The sequence below is a fragment of the Helicobacter sp. L8 genome (assembly GCF_003660355.1).
Taxonomy (GTDB): Bacteria; Campylobacterota; Campylobacteria; order Campylobacterales; family Helicobacteraceae; genus Helicobacter; species Helicobacter labacensis.
This window is the reverse complement of sequence record NZ_QXQR01000002.1, coordinates 99,492-123,915: the sequence shown is the minus strand read 5'-3', so window position 1 is coordinate 123,915 and position 24,424 is coordinate 99,492. Positions and strand designations below refer to the sequence as shown.

General features: G+C 47.8%; 27 protein-coding genes. 23 read left to right on the top strand and 4 right to left on the bottom strand.

Features of this window, described 5'->3' with window-relative positions:
* The first annotated feature begins 1 nt into the window (after position 1).
* From EAO37_RS01750 to selD, 9 genes are read left to right on the top strand one after another with little or no spacing between them, the layout of a single operon-like run.
* The gene (locus tag EAO37_RS01750; protein WP_240451696.1) at positions 2-793 is read left to right on the top strand and encodes a hypothetical protein; all 792 of its coding nucleotides are present in this window, start codon (positions 2-4) and stop codon (positions 791-793) included.
* Positions 790-1,128, top strand: coding sequence for a diacylglycerol kinase (locus tag EAO37_RS01745; protein WP_120951173.1), 339 nt, complete (start codon positions 790-792; stop codon positions 1,126-1,128). The genes EAO37_RS01750 and EAO37_RS01745 overlap by 4 nt, the downstream gene beginning before the upstream one ends.
* 8 nt (positions 1,129-1,136) lie before the next feature.
* Positions 1,137-3,557 (top strand): DNA gyrase subunit A, encoded by a 2,421-nt coding sequence (gene gyrA / locus EAO37_RS01740; RefSeq protein ID WP_205589726.1) that lies wholly within the window; start codon positions 1,137-1,139, stop codon positions 3,555-3,557.
* A complete protein-coding gene (locus EAO37_RS01735) occupies positions 3,550-3,954 on the top strand; it encodes a hypothetical protein (protein ID WP_240451688.1) in 405 nt (134 codons plus the stop codon). Before gyrA ends, EAO37_RS01735 begins: the two co-directional genes overlap by 8 nt.
* Before the next feature lies 1 nt (position 3,955).
* Entirely contained in the window at positions 3,956-5,095 is a 1,140-nt protein-coding gene (locus EAO37_RS01730) for a sigma-54 dependent transcriptional regulator (protein ID WP_120951169.1), read from the top strand.
* 53 nt (positions 5,096-5,148) lie between these two features.
* Complete coding sequence (locus tag EAO37_RS01725; RefSeq protein ID WP_120951167.1) at positions 5,149-5,997, top strand: aldo/keto reductase; 849 nt, start codon at positions 5,149-5,151, stop codon at positions 5,995-5,997.
* A gap of 11 nt (positions 5,998-6,008) precedes the next feature.
* The gene (cysK, locus tag EAO37_RS01720) at positions 6,009-6,932 is read left to right on the top strand and encodes a cysteine synthase A (RefSeq protein WP_120951165.1); all 924 of its coding nucleotides are present in this window, start codon (positions 6,009-6,011) and stop codon (positions 6,930-6,932) included.
* Positions 6,913-7,425: a serine O-acetyltransferase gene (gene cysE / locus EAO37_RS01715; protein WP_120951282.1), complete on the top strand. Its 513-nt coding sequence runs from the start codon at positions 6,913-6,915 to the stop codon at positions 7,423-7,425. The genes cysK and cysE overlap by 20 nt, the downstream gene beginning before the upstream one ends.
* A gap of 52 nt (positions 7,426-7,477) precedes the next feature.
* Positions 7,478-8,437, top strand: coding sequence for a selenide, water dikinase SelD (gene selD, locus EAO37_RS01710; RefSeq protein WP_120951163.1), 960 nt, complete (start codon positions 7,478-7,480; stop codon positions 8,435-8,437).
* On the opposite strand, the gene EAO37_RS01705 is transcribed toward selD, so the two are convergent.
* From EAO37_RS01705 to dnaG, 4 genes are all read right to left on the bottom strand, one after another.
* A complete protein-coding gene (locus tag EAO37_RS01705; protein ID WP_120943947.1) occupies positions 8,434-8,796 on the bottom strand; it encodes a serine protease in 363 nt (120 codons plus the stop codon). The genes selD and EAO37_RS01705 overlap by 4 nt on opposite strands.
* Positions 8,797-8,912: 116 nt before the next feature.
* Positions 8,913-9,761 (bottom strand): DUF5718 family protein, encoded by an 849-nt coding sequence (locus EAO37_RS01700; protein WP_120944130.1) that lies wholly within the window; start codon positions 9,759-9,761, stop codon positions 8,913-8,915.
* A 35-nt stretch (positions 9,762-9,796) separates the two neighbouring features.
* Entirely contained in the window at positions 9,797-10,855 is a 1,059-nt protein-coding gene (locus tag EAO37_RS01695) for a 7-cyano-7-deazaguanine synthase (RefSeq protein ID WP_120943949.1), read from the bottom strand.
* On the bottom strand, positions 10,833-12,491 hold the full coding sequence (dnaG, locus tag EAO37_RS01690) for a DNA primase (RefSeq protein ID WP_120943951.1): 1,659 nt from the start codon (positions 12,489-12,491) through the stop codon (positions 10,833-10,835). The genes EAO37_RS01695 and dnaG overlap by 23 nt, the downstream gene beginning before the upstream one ends.
* A gap of 200 nt (positions 12,492-12,691) precedes the next feature.
* On the opposite strand from dnaG, the gene groES reads away from it, so the two are divergent.
* The 14 genes from groES (at position 12,692) to nuoK (ending at position 24,424) form a co-directional block, all read left to right on the top strand.
* Positions 12,692-13,036, top strand: coding sequence for a co-chaperone GroES (groES, locus tag EAO37_RS01685; RefSeq protein WP_120943953.1), 345 nt, complete (start codon positions 12,692-12,694; stop codon positions 13,034-13,036).
* Positions 13,037-13,097: 61 nt separating this feature from the next.
* A complete protein-coding gene (gene groL / locus EAO37_RS01680; RefSeq protein ID WP_120943955.1) occupies positions 13,098-14,744 on the top strand; it encodes a chaperonin GroEL in 1,647 nt (548 codons plus the stop codon).
* 42 nt (positions 14,745-14,786) lie between these two features.
* Positions 14,787-15,698: a DNA adenine methylase gene (locus tag EAO37_RS01675; protein ID WP_120951161.1), complete on the top strand. Its 912-nt coding sequence runs from the start codon at positions 14,787-14,789 to the stop codon at positions 15,696-15,698.
* Positions 15,699-15,700: 2 nt separating this feature from the next.
* The gene (locus EAO37_RS01670) at positions 15,701-16,330 is read left to right on the top strand and encodes a GIY-YIG nuclease family protein (RefSeq protein ID WP_120951159.1); all 630 of its coding nucleotides are present in this window, start codon (positions 15,701-15,703) and stop codon (positions 16,328-16,330) included.
* A gap of 187 nt (positions 16,331-16,517) precedes the next feature.
* A complete protein-coding gene (locus tag EAO37_RS01665; RefSeq protein ID WP_240451687.1) occupies positions 16,518-16,910 on the top strand; it encodes an NAD(P)H-quinone oxidoreductase subunit 3 in 393 nt (130 codons plus the stop codon).
* Positions 16,892-17,416 (top strand): NADH-quinone oxidoreductase subunit B, encoded by a 525-nt coding sequence (locus EAO37_RS01660; protein ID WP_120951156.1) that lies wholly within the window; start codon positions 16,892-16,894, stop codon positions 17,414-17,416. The genes EAO37_RS01665 and EAO37_RS01660 overlap by 19 nt, the downstream gene beginning before the upstream one ends.
* Positions 17,409-18,206, top strand: a complete 798-nt coding sequence (locus EAO37_RS01655) for an NADH-quinone oxidoreductase subunit C (RefSeq protein WP_120951154.1) — start codon at positions 17,409-17,411, stop codon at positions 18,204-18,206. Before EAO37_RS01660 ends, EAO37_RS01655 begins: the two co-directional genes overlap by 8 nt.
* On the top strand, positions 18,206-19,435 hold the full coding sequence (gene nuoD / locus EAO37_RS01650) for an NADH dehydrogenase (quinone) subunit D (protein ID WP_120951152.1): 1,230 nt from the start codon (positions 18,206-18,208) through the stop codon (positions 19,433-19,435). The genes EAO37_RS01655 and nuoD overlap by 1 nt, the downstream gene beginning before the upstream one ends.
* Positions 19,432-19,674: an NADH-ubiquinone oxidoreductase subunit E family protein gene (locus tag EAO37_RS01645; RefSeq protein ID WP_104752033.1), complete on the top strand. Its 243-nt coding sequence runs from the start codon at positions 19,432-19,434 to the stop codon at positions 19,672-19,674. The genes nuoD and EAO37_RS01645 overlap by 4 nt, the downstream gene beginning before the upstream one ends.
* Positions 19,674-21,965 carry an NADH-quinone oxidoreductase subunit G gene (locus EAO37_RS01640; RefSeq protein WP_120951150.1) on the top strand — a complete coding sequence of 764 codons (2,292 nt, stop codon included), beginning with the start codon at positions 19,674-19,676 and terminating at the stop codon, positions 21,963-21,965. Before EAO37_RS01645 ends, EAO37_RS01640 begins: the two co-directional genes overlap by 1 nt.
* A complete protein-coding gene (gene nuoH, locus EAO37_RS01635) occupies positions 21,962-22,951 on the top strand; it encodes an NADH-quinone oxidoreductase subunit NuoH (RefSeq protein ID WP_120951148.1) in 990 nt (329 codons plus the stop codon). The genes EAO37_RS01640 and nuoH overlap by 4 nt, the downstream gene beginning before the upstream one ends.
* A 9-nt stretch (positions 22,952-22,960) precedes the next feature.
* A complete protein-coding gene (nuoI, locus tag EAO37_RS01630; RefSeq protein ID WP_120951146.1) occupies positions 22,961-23,590 on the top strand; it encodes an NADH-quinone oxidoreductase subunit NuoI in 630 nt (209 codons plus the stop codon).
* Positions 23,583-24,125 (top strand): NADH-quinone oxidoreductase subunit J, encoded by a 543-nt coding sequence (locus tag EAO37_RS01625; RefSeq protein WP_120951144.1) that lies wholly within the window; start codon positions 23,583-23,585, stop codon positions 24,123-24,125. Before nuoI ends, EAO37_RS01625 begins: the two co-directional genes overlap by 8 nt.
* Positions 24,122-24,424, top strand: a complete 303-nt coding sequence (gene nuoK, locus EAO37_RS01620) for an NADH-quinone oxidoreductase subunit NuoK (RefSeq protein ID WP_120943973.1) — start codon at positions 24,122-24,124, stop codon at positions 24,422-24,424. Before EAO37_RS01625 ends, nuoK begins: the two co-directional genes overlap by 4 nt.

The following is a 24,424-nucleotide window of genomic DNA, read 5'->3' as shown; positions in this document are numbered from 1 at the left end:
AGTGGCTTTACTAGGCGTGGGCTTGAAATTAAGCCATGACATCAAAAAGACCTTGCAAGAGAGTTTAAACCACCTAGCCCCCCATATCCACACCGCACCCTTTACATGCACGGGCTTTAAGCGCATTAAATGCGTGAGCGCAGGGGTGCAAAAGCCTAGCTTGGGTCCCATTGTGGTGCGTTTAATTGAAGTGAAATCCCATGGTCTGCAATTCCAGCTAGATATAGAACACATCCACAGCGCGCGCACCTACGCCCCCACCAGCGCGCGCTGCAAGATTTATCTTCAGCTCCAAGATCAGGTGCTCAACACACAAAGCCAATGCCAAGCCCCCGGGAATATACACTATACTTTGGGTGCAAAGGCGCGCCTCAAAGACCCTAAAAAGCCCCTCAATCTCAAAGCCCTGTTACAAACCAATGATCTCAAATCCCTGCAAGCGCATGTAGAAACCCTCGATGTGGACTTAAAAAGCAAGGATTTTAAGGCTATCTTACTGCCTCTCTTGCAAGAATCCGGCGATCTCAAAGACCCTAAGGATTATGACAAGGCTCTAGCGCAGATTCAAAAATCTTTTCAGGGTGTGGTAGTTGTGGGCTTGATGGTAGCGGGTTTGCAAGAAGAAGTTACGCACGCCCAAGAGTTGATCAAAGCCTTTAACGCCTTTGCCACGAACAAACAAGATCACTTTGGCTTTAGCCTTGAAAACAAGGATTCCAACTTTAAACCCCTAGAAGCCTTCAATAGCCCATGGGAATTTCTCCCCCACTTGAGCCTAAAAGTGCATCCATGAAACGCATTTTACAGGCATGGCTTTACTCTAAAGCGGGCTTAAAAGCGGCTTTTCAGGATGAGCCAGCGTTTAAACAAGTTGTCTTATTAGCCCTTTTGGGGCTTGTGGGGGCGTGTTTTGTGGCGCACAGCTTTAGCCAATTTGCGCTCTTAGTTTTGCCCGGGGTGTTGTGCGTAGTGGTAGAGTTGCTCAATAGTGCCATTGAAAACGCGGTGGATTTTACTGGCACCCACCAACACCCCCTAGCCAAAAAAGCTAAAGACATGGGCAGTGCCGCCCAGCTTGTCGCGCTTGGCTTTTTTGCGCTCGTGTGGGGGGCTTATTTTGTATTCTAGGAGAAGTTTTGCAACCCAAGATTGAAGATATTCGCATTGAAGAATCCCTAAAAGAGAGTTATTTAGACTACTCTATGAGCGTGATTGTGGGGCGCGCTTTGCCTGATGCTAGAGATGGGCTAAAGCCGGTTCATCGGCGCATTTTATATGCCATGCACGAATTGGGCTTAGGAGCTAAAGTGCCCTATAAAAAGAGCGCGCGCATTGTGGGGGATGTGATTGGTAAATACCATCCGCATGGCGATAGTGCGGTTTATGAAGCTTTAGTGCGCATGGCACAAGACTTTAGCATGCGCTTGCCCTTAGTAGATGGGCAGGGCAATTTTGGCTCCATTGATGGGGATAATGCCGCGGCGATGCGCTATACTGAGGCGCGTATGGCAGCCCCTAGCGAGGAGCTTTTAAAAGATTTGGATAAAGATACGATTGACTTTGTCTCTAATTATGATAGCACACTCAAAGAACCCGACATTTTGCCTAGCCGTTTGCCTAACTTGCTCATCAATGGGAGTAGTGGGATTGCCGTAGGGATGGCAACTTCCATCCCCCCGCACCGCCCCGATGAGATCATAGACGCGCTCATCTGCGTGCTAGAAAACCCTCAAGCCCAGTTAATAGACCTGATAGACATCGTGCAAGGACCAGATTTTCCCACAGGAGGGGTGGTTTGTGGCAAGGCAGGGATTTTGGAGGCGTATAATACGGGACGGGGACGCATTAAGGTGCGTGCTAAGAGTCGGGTAGAAAAACACCATAACCGCGAGACTATCATCATTGAGGAGATTCCCTACCAGATCAACAAGGCGCGTTTAGTGGAGCAAATTAGCGATCTAGCGCGCGATAAGGCAGTGGAGGGCATTGCAGAGGTTAGAGATGAATCTGATAGAGAGGGGGTGCGCGTGGTGATTGAGCTGAAAAAAGACGCGTATTCTGAGATTGTGCTCAATCATCTTTACAAATCTAGCAATATGGAGATCACTTTTAGTATCATCTTACTAGCCATTTATAATAAAGAACCGCGCATTTTTAATCTCTTAGAGTTGTTAAAACTCTTTTTAGTGCACCGCAAAAGCGTGGTGATTCGGCGCACCATCCACGAATTGCAAAAAGCTAAGGCGCGCGCGCATATCCTAGAGGGCTTGAAGGTCGCCCTGCAACATAGCGAGGCGGTGATTGCCCTTATTAAGGGGAGTGCGGATGCACAGGGGGCTAAGGACATGCTCATGCAAACCCATAACCTGAGCGAGGAGCAGAGCAAAGCCATCTTAGAGATGCGCTTGCAACGCCTCACCGGATTAGAGCAAGAAAAAATCCAGCAAGAACACGCCCAATTACTAGAAAAAATCGCGCTTTTAGAGGGAATTTTGCAGAGTGCAGACAAGCTCAACGCCTTGATCAAAGAGGAGCTTTTGGAGGTCAAAGAGAAATTTAGCACCCCGCGTAAAACCCAGATTGAGGAGGATTATGAGGGGATTGGCATTGAGGATTTGATCGCTCATGAAGACATGGTCGTAACCATGAGCCACAAGGGCTATGTCAAACGCGTGCCTTTAAAGGTCTATGAGCAACAAAGGCGCGGAGGCAAGGGCAAGATGTCGGGCAACACCCATGAGGACGATTTCATCGAGTCTTTTTTCATCGCTAGCACGCATGACACCATTTTATTCATCACCAACACCGGGCAACTCTATTGGCTCAAGGTGTATAAAATCCCAGAAATGGGGCGGGGTGCAATTGGGCGCGCGCTGGTGAATTTGATAGACTTACAGCCCGGAGAGAGCATTAAAGCCACTATCCCCACTAAGGATTTTGACGCGGATAAATCTTTGGTATTTTTTACTAAAAATGGGATGGTCAAACGCACCGCATTAAACGCTTTTGGGCGCACGCGTGGTGGGGTGCGCGCCATTGTGCTTGATGAAGATGATTCGCTAGTAACGGCTAAGATCATCGATTCTAGTGTGCAAGAACTCTTTATGGCAAGCTCTAGGGGGATGTGTATTCGCTTTGGCGTGCAGAGTGTGCGCGAGATGGGGCGCGCGGCTAGGGGGGTTAGGGGTATGCGCCTAAGAGAGGGAGATGAGGTCATTGGGGCGGGGGGGGTTAGCTCTGATGAACAGAGATTGCTGAGTGTGAGCTCTAAGGGCATGGGTAAGCAAACTTTAGCGGGGGCTTATCGCTATGTGGGGCGGGGTGGGCTAGGCGTGATTGGGATGAAAATCACGCCCAAAACGGGCAACTTGGTAGGGATTGTGAGCGTAGATGAGGGGCAGGATTTGATGTTGCTCACCAAGAGCGGGAAAATGATTCGCATGCCTATGGAGAGTATCCATGAAATGGGACGCTATGCCAGTGGGGTGAAGTTAGTGAATGTGCAAAGCGATGAGGTGGTTTATGCGAGCACCTGCCCTAAAGAAGAGAGTGAGTAAAGCTTTTCTCTTGCTGTGTTTGGTAGGGCTTTTGCACGCACAAGAGTTTGTGATCTCTTATGCCATGCAGGTGCAAAATGGGATTGCCAAGCGCCAAGCCTTTGGGATCGCCCGCGCGCTAAAAACCCATGCTAACAAGACGCATTACACATGTGAAATCCCGGTCAATGAACCCAAACTCCCCCCCAAACAAGAGCCTTTTTTGCTAGATATTTTGTTGAAAAGTTACCAAGATGAGGTGGTGGATTGTCTGTATCAAGGCGAAGTGCGCATTGAAAGCAGTGGCTTTAATACAAATTCTCAAAACCAAAACCACGCCACTTTACGCATGGTCGCCCCCGCTAATGTGCGCTTGGAGGGGGGGTTATTGGTGTTAGAAGTTTATCAAAGGAGGTAGCATGAAAATTGCCATTGTAGAAGATGACATCAACATGCGCAAGAGTTTAGAGCTCTTTTTTAGCGATCAGGAGGATTTAGAAGTGGTCGCCTTTAAAAGCCCCAAAGACGCGCTCAAAGCCCTAGATGAGAGTTTTGAGCTCATCATTACCGATATTAACATGCCCCAAATGGACGGGCTAGAATTTTTACGCAAATTAGAGGGGCGCTATGAGGCGATTGTCATTACAGGCAATGCCACGCTCAACAAAGCCATCGAATCTATTCGCTTAGGGGTCAAAGACTTTTTTCAAAAGCCCTTTAAGCCCGAATTGCTTTTAGAGTCTATTTATCGCAGCAAAAAGGTGCTCGAATTTCACAAAGTCCATCCGGTCAATAAGGCGTGTAAAAAAGAGTTTTTCATCGCCACTTCACCAGCCCTAGAGGAGGTGCAAAAACAAGCCCTCAAGGCGGCAGCCACGGATGCGAGTGTGTTTTTACAAGGTCCTAGCGGGGTGGGTAAGGAAGTCTTTGCCCACTTTATCCATGAGCACTCTAAGCGCAAGGGCGCGCCCTTTGTGGCAATCAACATGGCAGCTATCCCGGAGCATTTGCTAGAATCTGAGCTTTTTGGCTATGAAAAGGGGGCATTCACGGACGCGACCAGTGCCAAAGCGGGGTTGTTTGAGAGCGCGCACAAGGGGAGCGTGTTTTTAGATGAAATCAGCGAAATGCCCTTGAAATTGCAAAGCAAACTTTTAAGGGCGATCCAAGAAAAGGAGATCGTAAGGCTTGGTAGCCACAAACCTATTAAAATTGATGTGCGCTTCATCGCCGCGACCAATACCAATATTCAAGAAAAAATCCAAGCCAAAGAGTTTAGAGAGGATTTATTTTTTAGGTTGCACACCATCCCGCTTAAAATCCCCCCCCTAAGAGAGCGCAAGGAGGAGATTTTACCTTTAGCGCAGTGGAAATTACAAGAAGTGCTGTGCGCCTATGATTTGGGGGCAAAGAGTTTTAGCGATCAAGCCAAAGAGTGCATGCTCAATTACACATGGCATGGGAATATTAGGGAGTTACTTTCTGTGGTAGAGCGCGCAGCGATTTTGAGCGAGGGGGTGCAAATTAGTGAAAAAGACCTCTTTTTGGAAAGAAGTTAGTTAACTTTTTTGTGCTAAGAGTGTAGGCTTTAATGCTTTTTAAGGAGTGCTAGGTGGAATACATTAGTTTGAATAACCAAGTGAAAATGCCACTTTTAGGGCTTGGGGTGTTTCAAATCCCAGATAGTGAGTGTGAAAAGGTGGTGTTAGAGGCGATAGAAATGGGTTATCGCTTGTTTGACACCGCACAGATGTATGGCAATGAGGCAGGGCTAGGGCGTGCGCTCAAAAAAACTAGCGTGCCAAGAGAGGAGCTCTTCATCACCACTAAGGTGTGGTTTAGCAACGCCGGGGAGCAAAAAGCCAAAGCCTCTGTAGAAAAATCGCTAGCTAAAATGCAATTAGATCATTTGGATTTAGTCTTAGTGCATCAGCCTTTTAATGATTATTATGGGACTTATCGCGCCCTAGAAACTCTACACAAAGAGGGCAAAATCCGTGCCATTGGGGTGAGCAATTTTTACCCCGACCGCCTAGCAGATTTGATCGCCTTTAATGAAATCCCTCCGGCTATCAATCAAATTGAGATCAATCCCTTTTTTCAAAGACACCCAGAGCAAGAGTTTATGCAAAAACACCAAGTCCAGCCTCAAGCGTGGTCGCCCTTTGCGCAGGGCAAAAGCGGCATTTTTAAACACCCCATTTTGCAACAAATCGCTAAAAAACACCACAAAACCCCCGCGCAAGTGATTTTAAGATGGCTACTTCAGCGCCAAATCTCTGTGGTGTTTAAATCCGCCAAAAAAGAGCGCATTGTAGAAAATGGGCAAATTTTTGACTTTCGCCTAGATAGCGAGGATTTAGCCCAAATCGCTACTATAGATACAAGGCAGAGCGTGTTTTTTGACCACAGAGAACCCAAGGGGCTAGAATATTTAAGGACCATCCCTTTTAATTCTTAAGAAAGGACCATATGATTTATCACAACGCTTTAGAACTCATCGGGCACACACCCGTTTTAAAAACCAACCACCTGCTAGAAGACAAAGACGCGACATTATACGTCAAGCTAGAGAAGTTTAACCCGGGCGGAAGTGTCAAAGATCGCGCCGCTTTAGGGATGATCGAGCAGGCAGAAAAGGACGGGCGACTGATTAAGGGGATGACTATTGTTGAGCCCACCAGTGGCAATACCGGGATCGCCCTAGCTTTAATGGGGCTACTCAAGGGCTATAAGGTGATCATTGTGATGCCAGAAACTATGAGCGTGGAGCGCAGAGAGTTAATTAAGGCTTATGGGGCAGAGTTGATTTTAACTGAGGGGGCTAAGGGCACTAAGGGGGCGATTGATAAAGCCTTAGAGCTAGGACAACAAGAGGGGTATTTTATCCCCCAACAATTTGAAAATCCGGCAAACCCCCAAAAGCATTACGACACAACCGCGCAGGAGATTTTAAAGGATTTACCCCATGTAGATGCGGTGGTGCTTGGTGTGGGCACGGGGGGCACGATTGCAGGCGTGGGGCGCAAATTCAAAGAACAAAACCACCCGGCTAAAATCATCGCTATAGAACCCGCCCAGTCGCCCATTTTGAGCGGGGGCACGCACAGCCCGCACAAGATTCAAGGCATTGGGGTGGGCTTTGTGCCGGCCAATTATGATCAAAGCGTGGTGGATGCAGTGATCGCTGTGGATGAAAAAGAGGCAGCGCAGTGTGCCAAACTCTTTGGAGAAAAAGAGGGGGTTTTAGTGGGCATCTCTTCGGGGGCAGCCATTTTTGCCGGGGTGCAGGTGGCTAGAGAACTAGGCAAGGGCAAGTCTGTGCTAGCTCTTGCCCCAGATGGGGGAGAAAAATACATCTCCACCGGACTTTATGATGATGGATCTAAACTATAGCTTAGAGCGCGCCCTGCAACAGGACCCGGCCGCACGCAATAAATGGGAGGTGTTGTTGCTCTATCCGGGGATTCACGCTCTGCTTGCCCACCGCCTAGCCCACGCCCTGCACAAGCGCCGGCTTTACTTCATCGCGCGCGCGCTTTCACAGCTGATGCGCTTTATTACCGGGATAGAAATCCACCCGGGGGCAAAGATTGGGCGCGGATTATTTATTGACCATGGCATGGGCGTGGTGATTGGAGAAACCACAGAGATTGGCGATGATGTTACCATTTATCACGGGGTAACTCTAGGGGGCACGGGCAAACTCAAGGGCAAGCGCCACCCTACTTTGGGGAATCGCGTGGTCGTGGGGGCGGGAGCGAAGGTGTTAGGCGCGATCACGATTGGAGATGATGTTAAAATCGGGGCGAATGCGGTGGTGGTCTCAGATTTGCCCAGCGGGGCTACGGCGGTGGGCACAAAGGCTAAGACGATTATAAAGGAGTAAGTTGGCAGAGGCATTAACCCAATTTGTGCGCTGTGCGGGTTGAGCGGCTAAGGTGGGTCTGGAAGATCTCAAACAAATTACAGCCAAGCTCACACAGCCCCACTTAGAAGGCGTGGTGTTGGATTTTAGGCATAAGGATGATTGCGGGGCGATCAAGGTGGGGGATTCTACACTTGTACAAAGCGTGGATGTGATTCCCCCTGTCGTGGACGACCCCTACACTTATGGGCAGATCGCCACCGCCAACGCCCTAAGCGACATTTTTGCTAAGGGTGCGCGTGCGCTCAGTGCGCTCAGTATCTTAGCTTGGGATCAAGAGCATGTCAGTGTAGAAAGCGTGCGCGCGATCATGCAAGGGGCGTTAGACAAACTCAATGAGTGTTCCTGTGCGCTTTTGGGCGGGCATAGCTTGAGCGATGTGGAGCAAAAATTTGGGCTGAGTGTCACCGGGGTGGTGCAAAAGCATCTATGGCGCAATAATGGCGCACAAGTGGGGGATGCGATTCTTTTAACCAAGCCTTTGGGCAGTGGGATCATCACCACCGCCCTAAAACGCAAGCTTATGAAAAGCGCGCCCCAAGCCATAGAGAGCATGGTGGCTTTGAATCTTAAAGCCATGCGAGTTTTGCAAGATTTTAGCGTGCATGCCTGCACAGATGTAACAGGTTTTGGGCTTGTGGGGCATTTGTGCGAAATGCTAAACCCTGCCATCTCCATAGAGATCAACACAGGCGCAATCCCCCTTTTAGAGGGGGCTTTAGAGCTAGCCAGGCAGGGGGTGTATCCGGGGGGGAGTGTGGGTAATAAACAAGCCCTGCAGGCGGGCGTGCGTAGCCGGAGCAAACTCCCTGATATTCTCTTTTATGATGCGCAAACTTCTGGGGGATTGTTGGTGGCTTTGGGGGCTAAAGAGGCACAAACCTGTCTAAGGGCTTTGAGGGATTTGGGCATTGAGGCGTGTGCAATCGGGGCGTGTGTCTCCAAGCACGCTTTTAAAATCGAGCTTTTTTAATCCCAATCGGAGGGGGATTTGCCCTCTTTGATTTTTTGGATTTTCACTTCATAACGCCTAATAGAGGTTAAGGTATTATTGTAAGTGCGCCGAAACTTTTCAAAGGATTCGCGAATCTGGTGCATGGGGATTTTATGGCGTTTGGAAAAGGCGCGCAAACGCAAATACACCTCATTGAGGGGTTGGTAGGCTTGACAGCGATTGACAAAAAATTGGTGGCGGGTGGCGATGTCTTTGCAACCATAGAGATTGCGTTTGCTTTCCTTGAGATAGATCGCATACATGGTTTCTTGTTGCCAATATTCTTGTTTGAGTTTATTAAATTCCTGCTGGGGGTCTGAACTTTTTTTGGTTTTCATGGCTTGCCCTGTTTATAAAATTTAGTCTTATTTTTAATAAAAAATGATTTAAAACCCCCTTAATAAGAATATTAAAAGAGTATTATTCTTGTGATTAAAAATAATTTGGCAAGAAACTAAGCGGGATTGCCCTCTATCACCACCTCTTGTTGGATGTAAGAAATGGCTTTGAGACGGGTTTTTCCTAGTTGTCGCTTAGAAACCACCTCAAAAATTTTGTCAAAATTGTAACGGCGGTGGTTGTAGGCGATGATGGTGATACAATCCCCCTCTTGTAAGAAATTCTCTTGGGCAAAGGGCATGTAGGGGGTCGCCCCGATGGTAATGATGCACTTGGGAGTCAAATGTTGGGATCGCAACACTTCTTGCAAATCCTCTAAACTCCCGGTGTCCTTTTGGGTGTTGAGAATCTCCACAATCCAGCCCAATAGCTTGTCATAGAAGTATTCGTATTTGACGAGCTTAGAGTTTTCCCCATAAACATGGGTAGTGCCATCGCGTGTCAAAAAGGACGCGATGGAATAGTCATTACACACCCCCCCATAGACAAAGCGATCGATGAGCAATTTTTCCCCCATGCCCTTAGAGCCCTTAGAGAAATTCTTTTTTTCAGAAAGTCTCTTGGTGTCTAAATTACGCACAGAAGTGTCGTTAAAAGCCATGAAATGGCTAGGCACTATCTTCTCTACAAAACCCTCTTTGTTGTAGATAATTTCACACTCTAGCGCGATCTCCGGTTCGGCTTGCACATGCAAGTTTGCCATTTCTGCAGGCAGAATAATGCGGTGGTTGTCAATGCAATAACGCCCCAAATACCCGCTATCATGGGGGAGATAAAAGGGGAAAAGCCCTTTTGGCGCGTCTTTTTCAATGTGTTTCATATTGATAAAAGTGTGGCTCTCACCTGCTTGTTCTAAATGTCTAGCAAAATTGCCCACCACCCCTAAACCGATAAATTTCTCCATCTCTAGCTCCTCAAAAGATGCCATTATACACCCTCTCAACCCATGAAAAGATATTTTTGTGCCTCTTGTCTATGCAAAGGGTTTAGATGCAAGAGCGCATCGCCCACCTGCACGCGATAAAGGGCATTAAGTTGGCTTTTGCCATAGCCTAGCACAATGCGCGCGCACAAATTTTTTTCTTGTTCGCTGGCACTCTTTTCAACCAGCCCTAAGGGTCCCTTGCAATCGAGCAACTCGATGCGATCCATGAGAGGGTGCTTAATGTCCAACTTGGCATTTTCTAGTTCATTGCGCGCCACCACGCAGCGCGCCCCCCCCACCACCATGTAACGCCCCACTTTCACAAGCACATTGTCTTGCACCACCATTTGTTGTTGGGTATTTTGGCGGTGGGCTTGCAAGTCTTTGAGCTTAGCACTCACGCTAGTGTCTGTAAGCAAGCACCCTCCGCTGGGGTTTTCATAATACTCTAGCCCCAGCTCTTTAATCTTGGCTAACTGGCGCACCCGGCTACGCCCCTGCACATCCCAGAGTTTAGCGCGATCTAACCAACCTTGCTTCTCCATAAAACTAGGTTCTAGCAGTTGCGCGCTCATAGGTCTTAATAAAAGCTGATCTAAAAATTGGGGCTTACTGGGGTTATTGCCACTGCGATCCAAAATGCCATCAAAACACTTTTCAGCCCCAAAGGCGCGCACGAGTTTTTGCACCTGCCCTAGTGCCTCCTTGCGCTGGCTTTTGGGGCGCTGCCCTAACACCTCCCCACTGATTACAAAATCCGCCTGCAACTCTAGGAGTTTGTAAAAAGCCTGTCTAAACATATTGGCATGGCAGTCAATGCAGGGGTTGAAGTATTTGCCATAGCCGTATTTAGGCTTAAAAAGCACCTCATCAAAAAATTGCTCTTGAATATCACAAAAGAGGATTTGCGCCCCCACCTGTGCGCTGGCTTTCTCTAGGTATTCTCTCTTGTCCTTATTGCCCCCAAAGCCGATATTAAAATGCAAAGCGGTAACTTCAATCCCTTGAGAAGCAACTAGGTGCATAGACAATAAACTATCCAATCCCCCACTAAATAAGGCTAAGGCTTTCATAGTATTCTCCTTTTTGTTGTTCTAATTGCAAGGCTTTAGCGCGCAAATCCACAAGGATTTCTAAGCGTTCTTGAGGACTTAGGTGTTTGTGTAAAGTGTTGATCTGGCGTTGTTGGGCTTGCAAGCGCGCTAGCAAAAAGGCGATCAACTCACTTTTAAACCCATTGGCGCGCACAGGCAAACTAGCGTCCAAGCGAATCAAGACCAGTTTAGGGTGATCGTAATTGCCCGCTAATAACGCGCTCAACGCGCTAGCTAGATTCTCAAATAAAGACACCTCTAAAAAAGGACGCGCACGCTCTAGCAAGGACGCGTCTTCTAAGAGGTATTTGAGCAATAGGGCTTCTTGTGTGGCATGGGGGGGAGTAGCCCATTGGGGGGGGAGTTTGAAAGAAGTCTGTTTGTGTGCGCGCAAGCGCACCAATGCAACAGGGACTTCTAAGAGATGGGCGATCATCTCTTGGTAATGCTCTTGCAAGAGTAGGGGCAGGGCGTGTAAAAACCCTAGCACCTCTTGTAGAGTTTGCTCTTTGGCTATGGGATCGCTTGTTTCTACACATAGAGCGCGCAAGACATGTTCGACAAAGGGTATGGGTTTAGTGAAGATCGTCTCTAACATGGCGCGCTTGCCCTGGACTATCATTTCTGCAGGGTCTAGCCCCTCTTCAAAAAACACCACCCCCCCGCGTTTACTAGCCAACATTCTAGCCCCCTTCAGCGCAGCTGCTCTGCCCGCCTCGTCTGCGTCATAGCCCAAGATGATATCTGGATTAAAACGCTCTAGCAGGGGCATATGTTGCTGGGTTAATGCTGTGCCCAAAGTGGCGACTGCTGTGTTAAATCCGGCTTGGTGGAGCAAGATCACATCTAAATACCCCTCTGTTAAAATGAGTTTTTGGTTTTTGGCGATGTGGGTGCGCGCTTGAAAATAGCCATAGAGCAATTTAGATTTATTAAAGAGGCGGCTTTGAGGGGAGTTGATGTATTTAGCCATTTGGGAGCTATCTTGCAACACCCGCCCCCCAAAGCCCACAATCTTGCCATTGGGGTTGTGGATGGGGAAAATCAGGCGGTTGGCAAAGCGGGCGTAAATTCTCCCGTGTTCGTCCTGCCCTAAAACTCCCAAGTCTAAAAGGGCTTGTTGGTCTAATCTGCGCTGTTTAATAAACTCTAACACGCTTGGACCTGCACAAAAACCCAAGCGAAACTCTTGCACGCTTTTAGCAAGCACGCCCCGGCTGGCTAAATAATCTTGTGCTTCTTTGTTGCGCTCTAATAAACTCTGGTAACAGCGTGTCATCTCCTCTAAGAGGTCTAACTCTTGGGGGGGTTGGGGTTGGGCGGTGGTGTATTCTAGGGCGATGGAAAACATGCGCGCGAGTTTCTGGGTCGCCTCTACAAAGTCCAGTTTTTCATACTCCATCACAAAGGTGATGGCATTGCCAGACTTGCCACACCCAAAGCACTTAAAACTATTGCGCGTGGGGTTGAGGGTGAAACTGGGGGTCTTTTCGTCATGGAAAGGGCAAATGGCGACATAGAGGCTACCGGCTTTTTTGAGCTCTAAATAGCCCTGCACCACCTCTACAATGTCAGCGACTTGTTTGAGTCGCTCTAAAGACTCTTGGGTAATCATGCACGCATAGTAGCCAAGATGGGCTTATTTGTCAAAAAAGATTATTGATAGTATATTGCATAGATAATATTAGTCTAACACTATCAAGTATATTAAGTAAAATAGCTTAGTTTTAAAATAAGCCTTGACTTACCCAAAATTTTTGCTATTATTTGGCACTTAAATTTTTAAGTGCTAATTTTTAGGACTAAGGAGACGACATGTTTAAGCCATTAGGTGAGAGAGTGCTAGTTGAAAGACTAGAGGAAGAAAAGAAAACCGCTTCTGGGATTATTATCCCTGACAATGCCAAAGAAAAACCCCAAATGGGCGTGGTTAAAGCGGTCAGCCATAAAATCAGCGAAGGGTGCAAATGCCTCAAAGAGGGCGATGTAGTGGCTTTTGGCAAATACAAAGGCACAGAAATCGTTTTAGATGGCAAAGAATTTATGGTTTTAGAGCTTGAGGATGTGCTAGGCGTGGTGGATTCTTGCTGCCATGGGCATGAGCACGGGCATAAAAAAGGCGATCACAAACACGAGGGCGACTGCTGTCATAGCCACTAAGCTAGACTTTGGGGGCGTTTAGCGCGCCCCTCCCATTCATACAACAAAAAAAGGACAAACAATGGCAACTAAAGAGATCAAATTTTCAGACAACGCACGCAATAAACTTTTTGAAGGCGTGAAACAACTCAATGACGCGGTTAAGGTTACAATGGGTCCAAGAGGGCGTAATGTGCTCATTCAAAAAAGCTATGGCGCGCCCAGCATTACCAAAGATGGCGTAAGCGTGGCTAAAGAAATCGAGCTAGCCTGCCCTGTAGCCAACATGGGCGCACAGCTAGTTAAAGAAGTGGCGAGCAAAACCGCTGATGCCGCCGGGGATGGCACCACCACCGCCACCGTTCTGGCTTACAGCATTTTCAAAGAAGGTTTGCGCAACATCACCGCTGGAGCTAACCCCATTGAAGTCAAAAGGGGCATGGATAAAGCTAGCGAAGCCATCATTGCTGAGCTTAAGAAAGCTAGCAAAAAAGTGGGTGGCAAAGAGGAAATTACCCAAGTGGCGACCATTTCGGCTAACTCTGATGAAAAAATCGGCAAACTGATCGCGGATGCGATGGAAAAAGTGGGCAAAGATGGCGTGATCACCGTTGAGGAAGCAAAAGGAATTGAGGACGAGCTAGATGTGGTTGAGGGCATGCAATTTGATCGTGGCTACCTCTCTCCCTATTTTGTAACTAACGCGGAGAAAATGACCACCCAGCTAGAAAACGCCTACATTTTACTCACAGATAAAAAAATCTCTAGCATGAAAGACATTTTACCCTTGCTTGAGCGCACCATGAAAGAGGGCAAACCTCTATTGATCATCGCTGAGGACATTGAAGGCGAAGCACTCACTACTCTAGTGGTGAATAAGCTTAGGGGTGTGCTCAATGTAGCAGCGGTGAAAGCTCCCGGTTTTGGCGATCGCCGTAAAGAAATGCTCAAAGACATCGCTATTCTCACCGGCGGACAAGTGATCTCTGAAGAGCTAGGTAAAACCTTAGAAAATGCCGATGTGAGCGATTTGGGCGTGGCGGCTAGAATTGTGATTGATAAAGACAACACCACTATCGTAGATGGCAAAGGCAAAGCCCATGATGTCAAAGATCGCATCGCCCAAATTAAAACCCAAATCGAATCCACCACTAGCGATTACGATAAGGAGAAACTCCAAGAACGCTTGGCAAAACTTAGCGGTGGCGTAGCCGTGATCAAAGTGGGCGCAGCCTCTGAAGTGGAAATGAAAGAAAAGAAAGATCGCGTAGATGATGCGCTCTCTGCCACAAAAGCCGCTGTTGAGGAAGGCATTGTGATCGGTGGGGGTGCGGCTTTGATTCGTGCGGCTCAAAAAGTGCATTTAGAATTGCATGAGGATGAAAAAGTGGGCTATGAGATCATCAAACGCGCCATTAAAGCCCCACTCGCTCAAATTGCAGCTAATGCGGGCTATGATCGCGGCGTGGTGGTCAATGAGGTGGAAAAACACAAAGAAGCCCATTATGGCTTTAATGCGAGCAATGGCGAATATGTGGATATGTTTAAGGCGGGCATTATTGACCCTCTCAAAGTGGCGCGCATCGCTTTGCAAAATGCGGTGTCTGTCTCTAGCTTGCTTTTAACCACTGAAGCCACTGTGCATGAAGTCAAAGAAGATAAACCTGCTCCAGCTATGCCTGATATGGGTGGCATGGGCGGTATGGGTGGCATGGGCGGTATGATGTAGTTTCGCCTTTGTCTTTGGAGGGGGTTCAAGGAGGGGTTTGCTATGTATTCAGCTAAAAAATCTCGTTTTCTGGAGAGTTTGCGATCGCAAAGACTGCGCTACAAACGCTATACTAAAAGCCCTCTGCGTTATGGTGGAGGCAAGTCCTTAGCGGTAGGCTTTATCCTAGAGTACATCCCCACACATTTAAAAAGAGTCATCAGCCCCTTTATGGGTGGGGGGAGTGTGGAGATCGCCTGCGCACTGGAGTTGGGGCTAGAGGTGTTAGCCTTTGACATTTTTGATATTTTGGTGAATTTTTGGCAGGTGCTCTTAAAAGATAAGGAGCGTCTTTATGAAGCCTTGCTTGCGCTAAAGCCCACGCAAGAAATTTACAACACCATTAAGGCAGAACTCAAGGCACATTATAAAAAAGAGTGCGTGTTAGACCCGCTCACTTTGGCACGGGATTATTACTTTAATTTTAACTTGAGCTATGGACCGGGATTTTTAGGCTGGATGAGCAAGATTTATACCGATGAAAAACGCTACCATAGCACCCTAGCTAAGTTAAAAAACTTTGATGCCCCCACTTTAAGCGTGCGATGCGCTCCCTTTCAAGAGGTGCTTTTAGCCTACCCTAATGACTTTGCCTACCTAGACCCGCCCTATTTTTTAGAGGGCGACTCCAAGATGTTTAAGGGGATTTACCCTATGCGCAACTTCCCCATCCACCATAACGGCTTTGCCCATGAGCAATTAGCCCAAATCTTAAAAGCGCGCCCCGGACCCTTTATTTTGAGCTATAACGATTGCGCCTTTGTAAGAGAGGCGTATCGGGATTTTCATATCATTGAATTGGCGTGGCAATACACAATGGGGCAGGGCGAAACACGGATGGGTAAAAACCGCCTTGAGCGGGGCGATGTAGGGTATGTGAAAAGATCCCATGAGCTGTTAATTATTAAGGAGTGAAAATGCGCATTTTAGAAGTCAAAACAGCCTTTAAAATTGCAGATGTAGAATTTGTGCCAAACAACACAAGGCTTAATTTCAACTACCTTAAAGATTTGCGCGATGAAAACAACAATCCCCTACCCCAAAGTATTTTGAGCAAAAATGTCGCCCGGGTGTATTTAATTGTCGTGAATGGAGTCATTAAAAAAATCGGGGGTTCTCAAGCACAAGGGGGGATTAAAAACACCCTAGAAATTTATAGAGATGGGGGTGTGAAAGGGAGACCGAGCATCCGCAGTTTTGGGATTTGGTATTTTCTTTACCATACTATCTTAGCGGGTAAAAAGATAGAATTTTACATGATTTACCAAGACAATTTTAAAACTGATGTGAAGGGTTTATTTGGTTTGCATGCCGTGCCTGAAGCGTCTATTAGCTACAAATTTTTAGAAAATGCGTGTTTATTGGATTATCAACAAATGATGGGAGGTTATCCCGAGTGGAATATCCAAGAGCAGGGCAAAGATTGGCCCAGTGAGGCTAAGAACACCCATGCCCGCCTTTTACAAAACGCCCAACTAAGAGAAAAGAAAGTTAAAAGAGGGGTGGTTGCAAGCCCTAAGGGGGACGATTCAGATGGGCAATCTTAAAACTTCTGCGGTGTTGCTTGATAAACCCGTATTTAGCGATGGCTAAACCCTGTTTTCAAGCTTGAAAGGAGGATTAAAGGGGCATGTGTGTTTCCTCTCTTTGCTCTCTAATTCCCCTTTTATCAAAGTTTGCATTAATGAAATTATGCTTTAATACTCTGTTTAGATCATGAATATGGAGCTAGCGGTGGGAACAAGTAGCGTGGTAGAGCATCCTTACTTTGGGGTGTTTGTCCTCTTGGTCTTTAGCTTTGTGGTGTTTAATTGGACTTTAAAAATCCAACGCTACCTCAGCCGTGCGATGGCACAACGCAAGAACGAAAAGCTCAAGCTGGCTGCTTATGAGTGCGGACCCCTAGCCCTCAAGCAACAAAACCGCGTCAGCCACCAATTTTATGTGATGGCAATGCTCTTCATCCTCTTTGATGTGGAGATCGTTTTTATGTTCCCTTGGGCGTTAGATTTTAAAGACTTAGGGTTATTTGGCTTTATGGAGATGTTGAGCTTTATCGCCTTGTTAGGGATTGGCTTTATCTATGCTTTAAAGAGAGGAGCATTAGAATGGCACAGCATGCAGTAAATTATCTCAAAAACAACGGGCTTCCTATCGCGCTCACCACCTTAGATCACTTGCTTAACTGGGGGCGCAGTAATTCGCTCTGGCCCCTTACCTACGGGCTAGCTTGTTGTGCGATTGAGATGATGGCAACGGGAGGCTCGCGCTTTGATTTTGATCGCTTTGGCACCATTTTTAGAGCCTCACCTAGACAATCTGATGTGATGATCATCGCGGGCACCCTGACTAAAAAACACGCCGAGTTCACCCGCCGCCTTTACGATCAAATGCCCGAACCCAAATGGGTGATCTCTATGGGTTCGTGTGCGAACACGGGGGGGATGTTTAACACTTACGCCACCGTGCAAGGCGTGGATCGCATCATTCCGGTAGATATTTACCTGCCCGGTTGTGCGCCCCGCCCAGAGACTTTGCAATATGCTCTGATGGTCTTGCAAGATAAAATCCGCCGCACTAAGGCGATCAAAGCCGATCCGCGCAAAAGTCTAGCAAGGATCACCCATGGTTAGAAGACAACGCCCTAATGCCAATGTGCAAAAACAAGTGCATTATTCCGATCGTTTCCATGTGGTTAGATCCACACCCAAAACCCCCATCGTGGGCACACCCTACGAAGTTATTTACAACCACCTAAGTTATGAGCATAAAATTTTAGAGTGCTATATTGAGCTTAATTGTGCGGTCTTTTGGGTGCAAAAGCAGGATTTAGTAAGCGTTGCGCAGGTGCTTAAAAAGGTGGGTTATAGCACTTTGAGTGAAATGAGTGCCATCGACTTTTTAGAGCAGCGCGATCAATTCGAACTCTTTTATCAATTTGCCTCTTACCTACCTAACTTTGCAGACAAAAGACGCGTGCGTGTGAAATGCACTTTAGGCGCACAAGAGAGAGTAGAATCCTTAAGCCACCTCTTTAAGTCTGCGCAGTGGAGCGAGCGCGAGGCTTATGACATGTTTGGGATTGTCTTTGAAAACCACCCTCATTTGCGCCGTATTTTAATGCCAGAAGACTGGGTAGGGCATCCTTTATTAAAGTCCTACCCGCTTAAGGGGGATGAACACGCCGCATGGTATGAGGTGGATAAGATTTTTGGCAAAGAATACAGAGAGATTATAGGACCAGAGCAACGCGATAGCGCGCGCGTAGATGAGAAAGATACCTTCAATTTCTCAAAAGTAGGGCATGAACAAGCCAAGGGCTTGAGCCTTGAGGATAACCCGGGTAAGCACGCCTTCCAAAAATCCTTATTTGTCAAAGATTTACACACCAACGAGCCCACAGAACTCAAAGAGCGACCCTAATGGCACAGATTTTTACCAAACTCAAACCCCAGTTTGAAAATGTGCTTTTTGAGCAAGATGGCAATAAAATGGTGGTCAATTTTGGACCCCAACACCCCTCCTCGCACGGGCAATTGCGCTTGATCTTAGAGTTGGACGGGGAGAAGATCACCAAAGCCACCCCAGAGATCGGCTACTTGCACCGCGGGTGTGAAAAGCTTGGCGAAAACATGACCTATAATGAATACATGCCCACCACAGATCGCCTAGATTACACTTCTTCTACGAGCAATAACTACGCTTACGCTTACGCGGTAGAAAAACTCATCGGGCTAGAAATCCCTAGACGCGCGCAGGTGATCCGCACCATGCTCTTAGAGCTCAACCGCGTGATTTCCCATGTCTTTTTCCTCAGCGTGCATGCCCTAGATGTGGGCGCGATGTCGGTGTTTCTCTACTGCTTTAAAACACGCGAGTATGGGTTAGATTTAATGGAGGATTATTGCGGAGCACGGCTCACGCACAACGCTATCCGTATCGGGGGCGTTCCCTTAGATTTGCCCCCTAACTGGTGTGAGAGTTTGCAGGGCTTTATTAAAGAGGTGCGTGCCACCCACAAGCTCATCAGCGGACTACTAGATAGTAATCGCATTTGGCGCGCGCGCTTGGAGAATGTGGGCACTCTCACCCAAGAGATGGCAAAATCATGGGGGGCTAGTGGGATCATGTTGCGCGCCACGGGGATCGCCTATGATGTGCGCAAAGAAGAACCCTATGAACTCTACCCCGAGTTGGATTTTGATATTCCGGTGGGTTCTAATGGGGATTCTTACGATCGCTACTTGCTCTACATGTATGAAATCGAGCAATCCTTAAGGATTTTAGAACAGCTCATCCCCATGTATGCGCCCACAGACACGCCCATCATGGCTAAAGCCCCTGATTATATCAGCGCACCCAAAGAGGATATCATGACTCAAAACTACGCCTTGATGCAACACTTTGTGCTGGTAACCCAGGGCATGCGCCCCCCCAAAGGCGAAGTCTATGCGCCCACTGAATCGCCCAAAGGCGAGCTAGGTTTTTTTATCCACTCTGAAGGGCAGCCCTATGCCTACCGCTTAAAAATCCGCGCGCCCAGTTTCTTTCACATTGGATCGTTGCAAGATGTGCTTGTGGGGCAGTATCTCGCAGACGCTGTTACGATCATTGGATCGAGTAATGCCGTCTTTGGGGAGGTGGATCGATGAGGCGTTTTGATCTGCGCCATTTAAGAGATGAACCCAACCAAGCGGTGTTAAAACGCTTGGGAGAAATTTTAGATAGCAGTGTGAGCGCGGGCGAAGTGGTGATTTTCATGGTAGAGGTGGTGGATTTTGACTTGGTGGAGCAGAGCGCGGAGTTTGTCAAGGCGAGGGGGGATACCTTGATGAATTCCTTGCGTTTTAATCGTGTGGATTGGACTTTAGTGGTCAAAAAGGGGGCTTAATGGTCTTTAACATTGACGGACAAGAGATTGAGTTTCAAGAGGGGCAAACAATCCTAGAAGCCGCTAGGAGTGCGGGGGTGTATATCCCTGCCATTTGCTACTTGAGCGGGTGTTCTCCCACCGTGGCGTGTAAGATGTGCATGGTGGAGGTGGATGGCAAACGCGTCTATGGCTGTAACACCAAAGCTAAACCTAACACACAGGTTATGACCAACACTAAAGAGATCAAAGCCGAACGCAAGATGATCATGCAAACCTATGATGTCAACCATCCGCTAGAGTGTGGGGTGTGCGACAAGAGCGGGGAGTGCGAATTGCAGGATATGACCATGCGCATGCAGGTAGAAACCCAGCCCTTTGCTGTGCGCGACAATTTGAAACCCTTTGCCTTTTGGGCACAGGCTTCTTACGATCCTAATTTGTGCATCATGTGCGAGCGTTGTGTTACCACATGTAGTGATAATATCGGGGATAGCAATTTAAAAGCGGTCAAAGCAGACTTGCACGCCCCCGATAAATTCAAAACCAGCATGCCCAAAGACCCTTTTAGTGTGTGGAGTCGCAAGCAAAAGGGGATGATTGGTTTTGTGGGCGATACCCCTTGTTTTGATTGTGGGGAGTGTATCGCCGTGTGCCCGGTGGGCGCGATTGTCTATAAGGATTTTAGCTATAGCGCAAACGCATGGGAGCTCAAACGCATCGACTCCACTTGTATGCATTGTGCAGCCGGGTGCTACATCAGCTATGAAGTGCGCCATTTTGATACTTTGGGCGATGAACTCAAAATCTTTCGCGTGGGCAATGATTTTTACCATAACCCCATCTGCGGTGCGGGGCGTTTTGCCTTTGATGTGCATTCCAGCCCTAAGGGGAGCGCGCATATACAGCAAGCCGTGCAAAAACTCCAAGAGGCTAAGGTGGTGCATATCAGCGGAGATGTGAGCAATGAAGAGGCTTATTTGCTAGAGCATTTGCGCGCTAAACTGGGCTTTACCCTCGTTAATGAAGAGGTGCGCGCGTTCCAAAATTTCTTAAATATTTTCCAGCCAAGTACCTTTGGCAATTTAGAAGACATCAAGCAGGCTAATCTCATTGTAACTTTGGGTTCTAAAATCCGCACAGAAAACCCTTTAATCAAATACGCCATCGCTAACGCGCTCAAGGTCAATAAGGGCAGTGCGCTTATCTACGCCCACCCCATCGCTGATAAGGCGATCAATAAAATCTGCCGTGCAGTCCTACCCCTCACCCACGCCCCCCACGCTGAAGAGATTGTGCTAGGCGCATTTTTGCACGCCCTAGGGCTAGAACACCCCAGCTTACAACCCCTCTTGGAGAGTTTGAGAGAGGGTGAAAAACCCTACTACACCATGCTAGAATCCATCGGGTTAGCTCAAGGTGATTTTGAGAAGATGCAAGCCTTGATCGCCAAAGCCTCTAAAATTATGCTCATTGCCGGACAAGAACTCTACGCCCACCCACGCGCTCTTAATATTGCCTTGCTGTTAAAAGAACTCTCCACGCGTTGCCAAGTGATTTTAGTGCCTCCTAGCACGAATGCTTTGGGCATCGCCTCTATTTGCACTTTGGACGCACCCACAATGGAGTCTCCTAGTGTGGGTGTGCGCACTCAGGGGGATTACACCCTAGATTGCGACAACAAAGGCGCGCATAAAGTAGATTTTATTCTACCTAGCTTCAACCAGCTAGAGGCGAGTATCACTAATTTTGAAGGGCGTTTATTGCCCATTAGACCCGCTTTGCGCTTTGAAGGTTTTGATCTAAGCGACATCGCCCAGCATTTTGGCTGTGTGGGGGAGAGTTTAATAGATTACACCCATTTACTCCCCCAAGAGAAGGGCTATAAACCCATTATTTACGATCATCTTAAAAACTTCTATAGCAATGATAAATCTAACCAGCGAGGCTACAAGCTAGGCACGCCTCACTACGCCACCCCCACACCCCAAGCTACCCCTATCCAAGCGATTTGCCCTAGCGACTTTAACGCCTATTGTAAATACCCCGAGACCCAGTTTGGCACGCCCACTTTGCAGAGCACTAATTTACAGCTCAAGGCGGGGGTCTATGTTTCCCCAGCACACCTAGAAAAACTAGGGCTAGAGGAGGGGGTTTGCGTGTGCTTGAAAAAAGGCGATTTGAGTTTAAGCGGGGCTATCTATGTGGATCATAGCCTAGAGCAAGAAATTTTTATAGTAAGCCCCAATTTAGACACGCAGGGCATTTTCGCCCAAGGACTCTTTAGTACCCTAGTATTGGAGCGCGCATGAGTGCTGAGATCCTAGAGACCTGTATTAAAATTTTAGTGGTGGTGTTGGTGTTTGCGGGCTTGGGCGCGTTTGCGACCTATTTAGAGCGCAAGGTGTTAGCCATTTTCCAACGCCGTTTGGGTCCCACCTATGTGGGACCCTTTGGACTCTTGCAAGTGATCGCCGATGCGATCAAGCTCTTTTGCAAAGAGGATGTGATCCCCCAGCATGCTAACCGCCTTATCTTTGCAGTCGCGCCCGTGATCGCGATGGTGAGTGCCTTTGTCTCTATGGCACCCATTCCCTTTTTTGGGGATTTTACCCTCTTTGGATACACCATTAGACCCATTATCTCTGACATCAATGTCGGCTTACTTTTCTTTTTAGCTGTGGGTGCAGCCGGGATTTATGCGCCCTTGCTAGCTGGTTTGGCATCTAATAGCAAGTATTCCTTGATTGGATCAGCGCGCGCGGCGATTCAGTTGTTGAGCTTTGAAGTGGTGAGCACGCTCACCATTTTAGCCCCGATCATGGTAGTAGGCTCGCTCTCTTTAATTGAAATCAATAATTACCAAGCGGGGGGAATCTTGCATTGGTTGGTGTTCAAACAACCTCTAGCCTTTTTCTTATTTTTGGTGGCTAGTTATGCCGAGTTGAACCGCACCCCTTTTGACTTATTAGAGCATGAAGCCGAGATTGTGGCTGGGTTTTGCACCGAATATAGTGGGCTAAGATGGGGGATGTTTTTCTTAGCCGAATACGCCCATCTCTTTGCCTTTTGCTTTGTGATCTCTTTGATTTTCTTTGGAGGCTATAATCCCTTGTGGATTATTCCGGGTGGCATAGCGATCTTGCTCAAGGTCTGTTTCTTTGTGTTCTTAGCGATGTGGGCGCGCGCCACCTTCCCGCATGTGCGCCCCGATCAACTCATGCGCTTGTGCTGGAAAATCATGTTACCCCTCTCTTTGGTCAATATTTTGATCACCGGGCTTGTCATCTTAATCTAAGGAGAAAGCATGGCGCAACAACGCTATAAATGGATCGCGCAGGAACAAAAACCCACCACTGCCCCCCAAAAATTCTTAGGCACGCTCAAATCTACTTTTGGACTGGACCTTTTTAAGGGTTTGGGCTTGACAATTAAAGAGTTCTTTAGCAAAGATGTAACCATCCACTACCCTATGGAAGTGTTGCCTTTAAGTCCGCGCTACCGTGCTGTGCATCACTTGCAAAGACTCCTAGAATCGGGCTCTGAACGCTGTATTGGGTGTGGGTTGTGTGAAAAGATTTGCACCAGTAATTGTATCCGTATCATCACCCATAAGGGCGTAGATGAGCGCAAACATATTGACAGCTATACGATCAATCTAGGGCGTTGCATTTATTGCGGGCTGTGCGCGGAGGTGTGCCCCGAGCTAGCCATTGTGATGGGGCAACGCTTTGAAAATAGCAGTGTGCAACGCTCCCAGTTTGGAGGCAAGGCAGAGTTTTTAACCGATGTGCAAAGCGCACAAGATCACAGCCATGTGGAATTTGCCGGCTTTGGCGCACCCAGTGTGGACGCACACACACGCTTACAACAAACCCCCCTAGATTATGCCAGCCAAGAGGAACAAGCCAGCCAAGAGGAAAAAAAAGATGTTTGATACCATCGCCTTTTATTTCTTTGCCATCCTCACTTTGGGCATGGCTTTGGTGGTGATCACCACAAAGAATATCTTGTATGCGATGAGTGCGCTCGCTGTGGCAATGGTCTTCATTGCGGCGTTTTTCTTTTTGTTAGACGCGGAGTTCTTGGGCGTGGTGCAGATTATTGTCTATGTGGGCGCGGTGATCGTGATGTATGCCTTTGGGATGATGTTTTTCAACGCTTCAGAGGAGGTTGTGGAGCGCGCGCATGCGCCTAAAGTCGTGGTATTTTTAGGGGTGTGTATGGCGGTGGTGTTGGTGTTGATCTTGGGTGCGCCCTTTGTGGGGCAATACGCCTCTTTACTCAAAGACGCGCTGAATAATGCACCTAGCGAGGTTTCTAATACAAAATTGGTCGGCTACGCCCTCTTTACTAAATACTTACTCGCCTTTGAAGTGGGTGGCTTGATGCTCTTGGTGGCGCTGGTAGGAGGCATTGCTACCGCCTTGCGCAAAAGCCATTTTAACCCCCCTCCAAAGGAAAACGCGTGATTGGGTTACCCCATTATTTGGTCTTTTCTGCCTTGTTGTTTAGTGTAGGCTTGGCTGGGCTATTGCGCCGCAAGAATATTCTCATGCTCTTTTTCTCTACAGAGATCATGCTCAATGCGATTAATGTCGCCTTTGTAGCCATCGGGTATTATTTGCAAGACATTAACGGGCAGATTGTGGCGTTGTTTATGATTGCCATTGCTGCGGGCGAAGTAGCAGTGGGCTTAGGGCTGGTGATCCTCTGGTTTAAAAAGCACAAGAGCCTAGACATTGACACACTAAATCGCATGAAAGGCTAG

Bases quoted from the DNA above. Each gene is read 5' to 3' on its own strand.
- EAO37_RS01695 (WP_120943949.1), bottom strand. From the start codon at position 10,855: ATGAAAGCCTTAGCCTTATTTAGTGGGGGATTGGATAGTTTATTGTCT.
- groES (WP_120943953.1), top strand. From the start codon at position 12,692: ATGTTTAAGCCATTAGGTGAGAGAGTGCTAGTTGAAAGACTAGAGGAA.
- EAO37_RS01670 (WP_120951159.1), top strand. From the start codon at position 15,701: ATGCGCATTTTAGAAGTCAAAACAGCCTTTAAAATTGCAGATGTAGAA.
- dnaG (WP_120943951.1), bottom strand. From the start codon at position 12,491: ATGATTACCCAAGAGTCTTTAGAGCGACTCAAACAAGTCGCTGACATT.
- EAO37_RS01655 (WP_120951154.1), top strand. From the start codon at position 17,409: ATGGTTAGAAGACAACGCCCTAATGCCAATGTGCAAAAACAAGTGCAT.
- EAO37_RS01660 (WP_120951156.1), top strand. From the start codon at position 16,892: ATGGCACAGCATGCAGTAAATTATCTCAAAAACAACGGGCTTCCTATC.
- EAO37_RS01645 (WP_104752033.1), top strand. From the start codon at position 19,432: ATGAGGCGTTTTGATCTGCGCCATTTAAGAGATGAACCCAACCAAGCG.
- EAO37_RS01640 (WP_120951150.1), top strand. From the start codon at position 19,674: ATGGTCTTTAACATTGACGGACAAGAGATTGAGTTTCAAGAGGGGCAA.
- cysE (WP_120951282.1), top strand. From the start codon at position 6,913: ATGATGGATCTAAACTATAGCTTAGAGCGCGCCCTGCAACAGGACCCG.
- nuoI (WP_120951146.1), top strand. From the start codon at position 22,961: ATGGCGCAACAACGCTATAAATGGATCGCGCAGGAACAAAAACCCACC.
- EAO37_RS01625 (WP_120951144.1), top strand. From the start codon at position 23,583: ATGTTTGATACCATCGCCTTTTATTTCTTTGCCATCCTCACTTTGGGC.
- EAO37_RS01700 (WP_120944130.1), bottom strand. From the start codon at position 9,761: ATGGAGAAATTTATCGGTTTAGGGGTGGTGGGCAATTTTGCTAGACAT.
- EAO37_RS01675 (WP_120951161.1), top strand. From the start codon at position 14,787: ATGTATTCAGCTAAAAAATCTCGTTTTCTGGAGAGTTTGCGATCGCAA.
- groL (WP_120943955.1), top strand. From the start codon at position 13,098: ATGGCAACTAAAGAGATCAAATTTTCAGACAACGCACGCAATAAACTT.
- nuoD (WP_120951152.1), top strand. From the start codon at position 18,206: ATGGCACAGATTTTTACCAAACTCAAACCCCAGTTTGAAAATGTGCTT.
- EAO37_RS01745 (WP_120951173.1), top strand. From the start codon at position 790: ATGAAACGCATTTTACAGGCATGGCTTTACTCTAAAGCGGGCTTAAAA.
- EAO37_RS01730 (WP_120951169.1), top strand. From the start codon at position 3,956: ATGAAAATTGCCATTGTAGAAGATGACATCAACATGCGCAAGAGTTTA.
- cysK (WP_120951165.1), top strand. From the start codon at position 6,009: ATGATTTATCACAACGCTTTAGAACTCATCGGGCACACACCCGTTTTA.
- EAO37_RS01705 (WP_120943947.1), bottom strand. From the start codon at position 8,796: ATGAAAACCAAAAAAAGTTCAGACCCCCAGCAGGAATTTAATAAACTC.
- nuoH (WP_120951148.1), top strand. From the start codon at position 21,962: ATGAGTGCTGAGATCCTAGAGACCTGTATTAAAATTTTAGTGGTGGTG.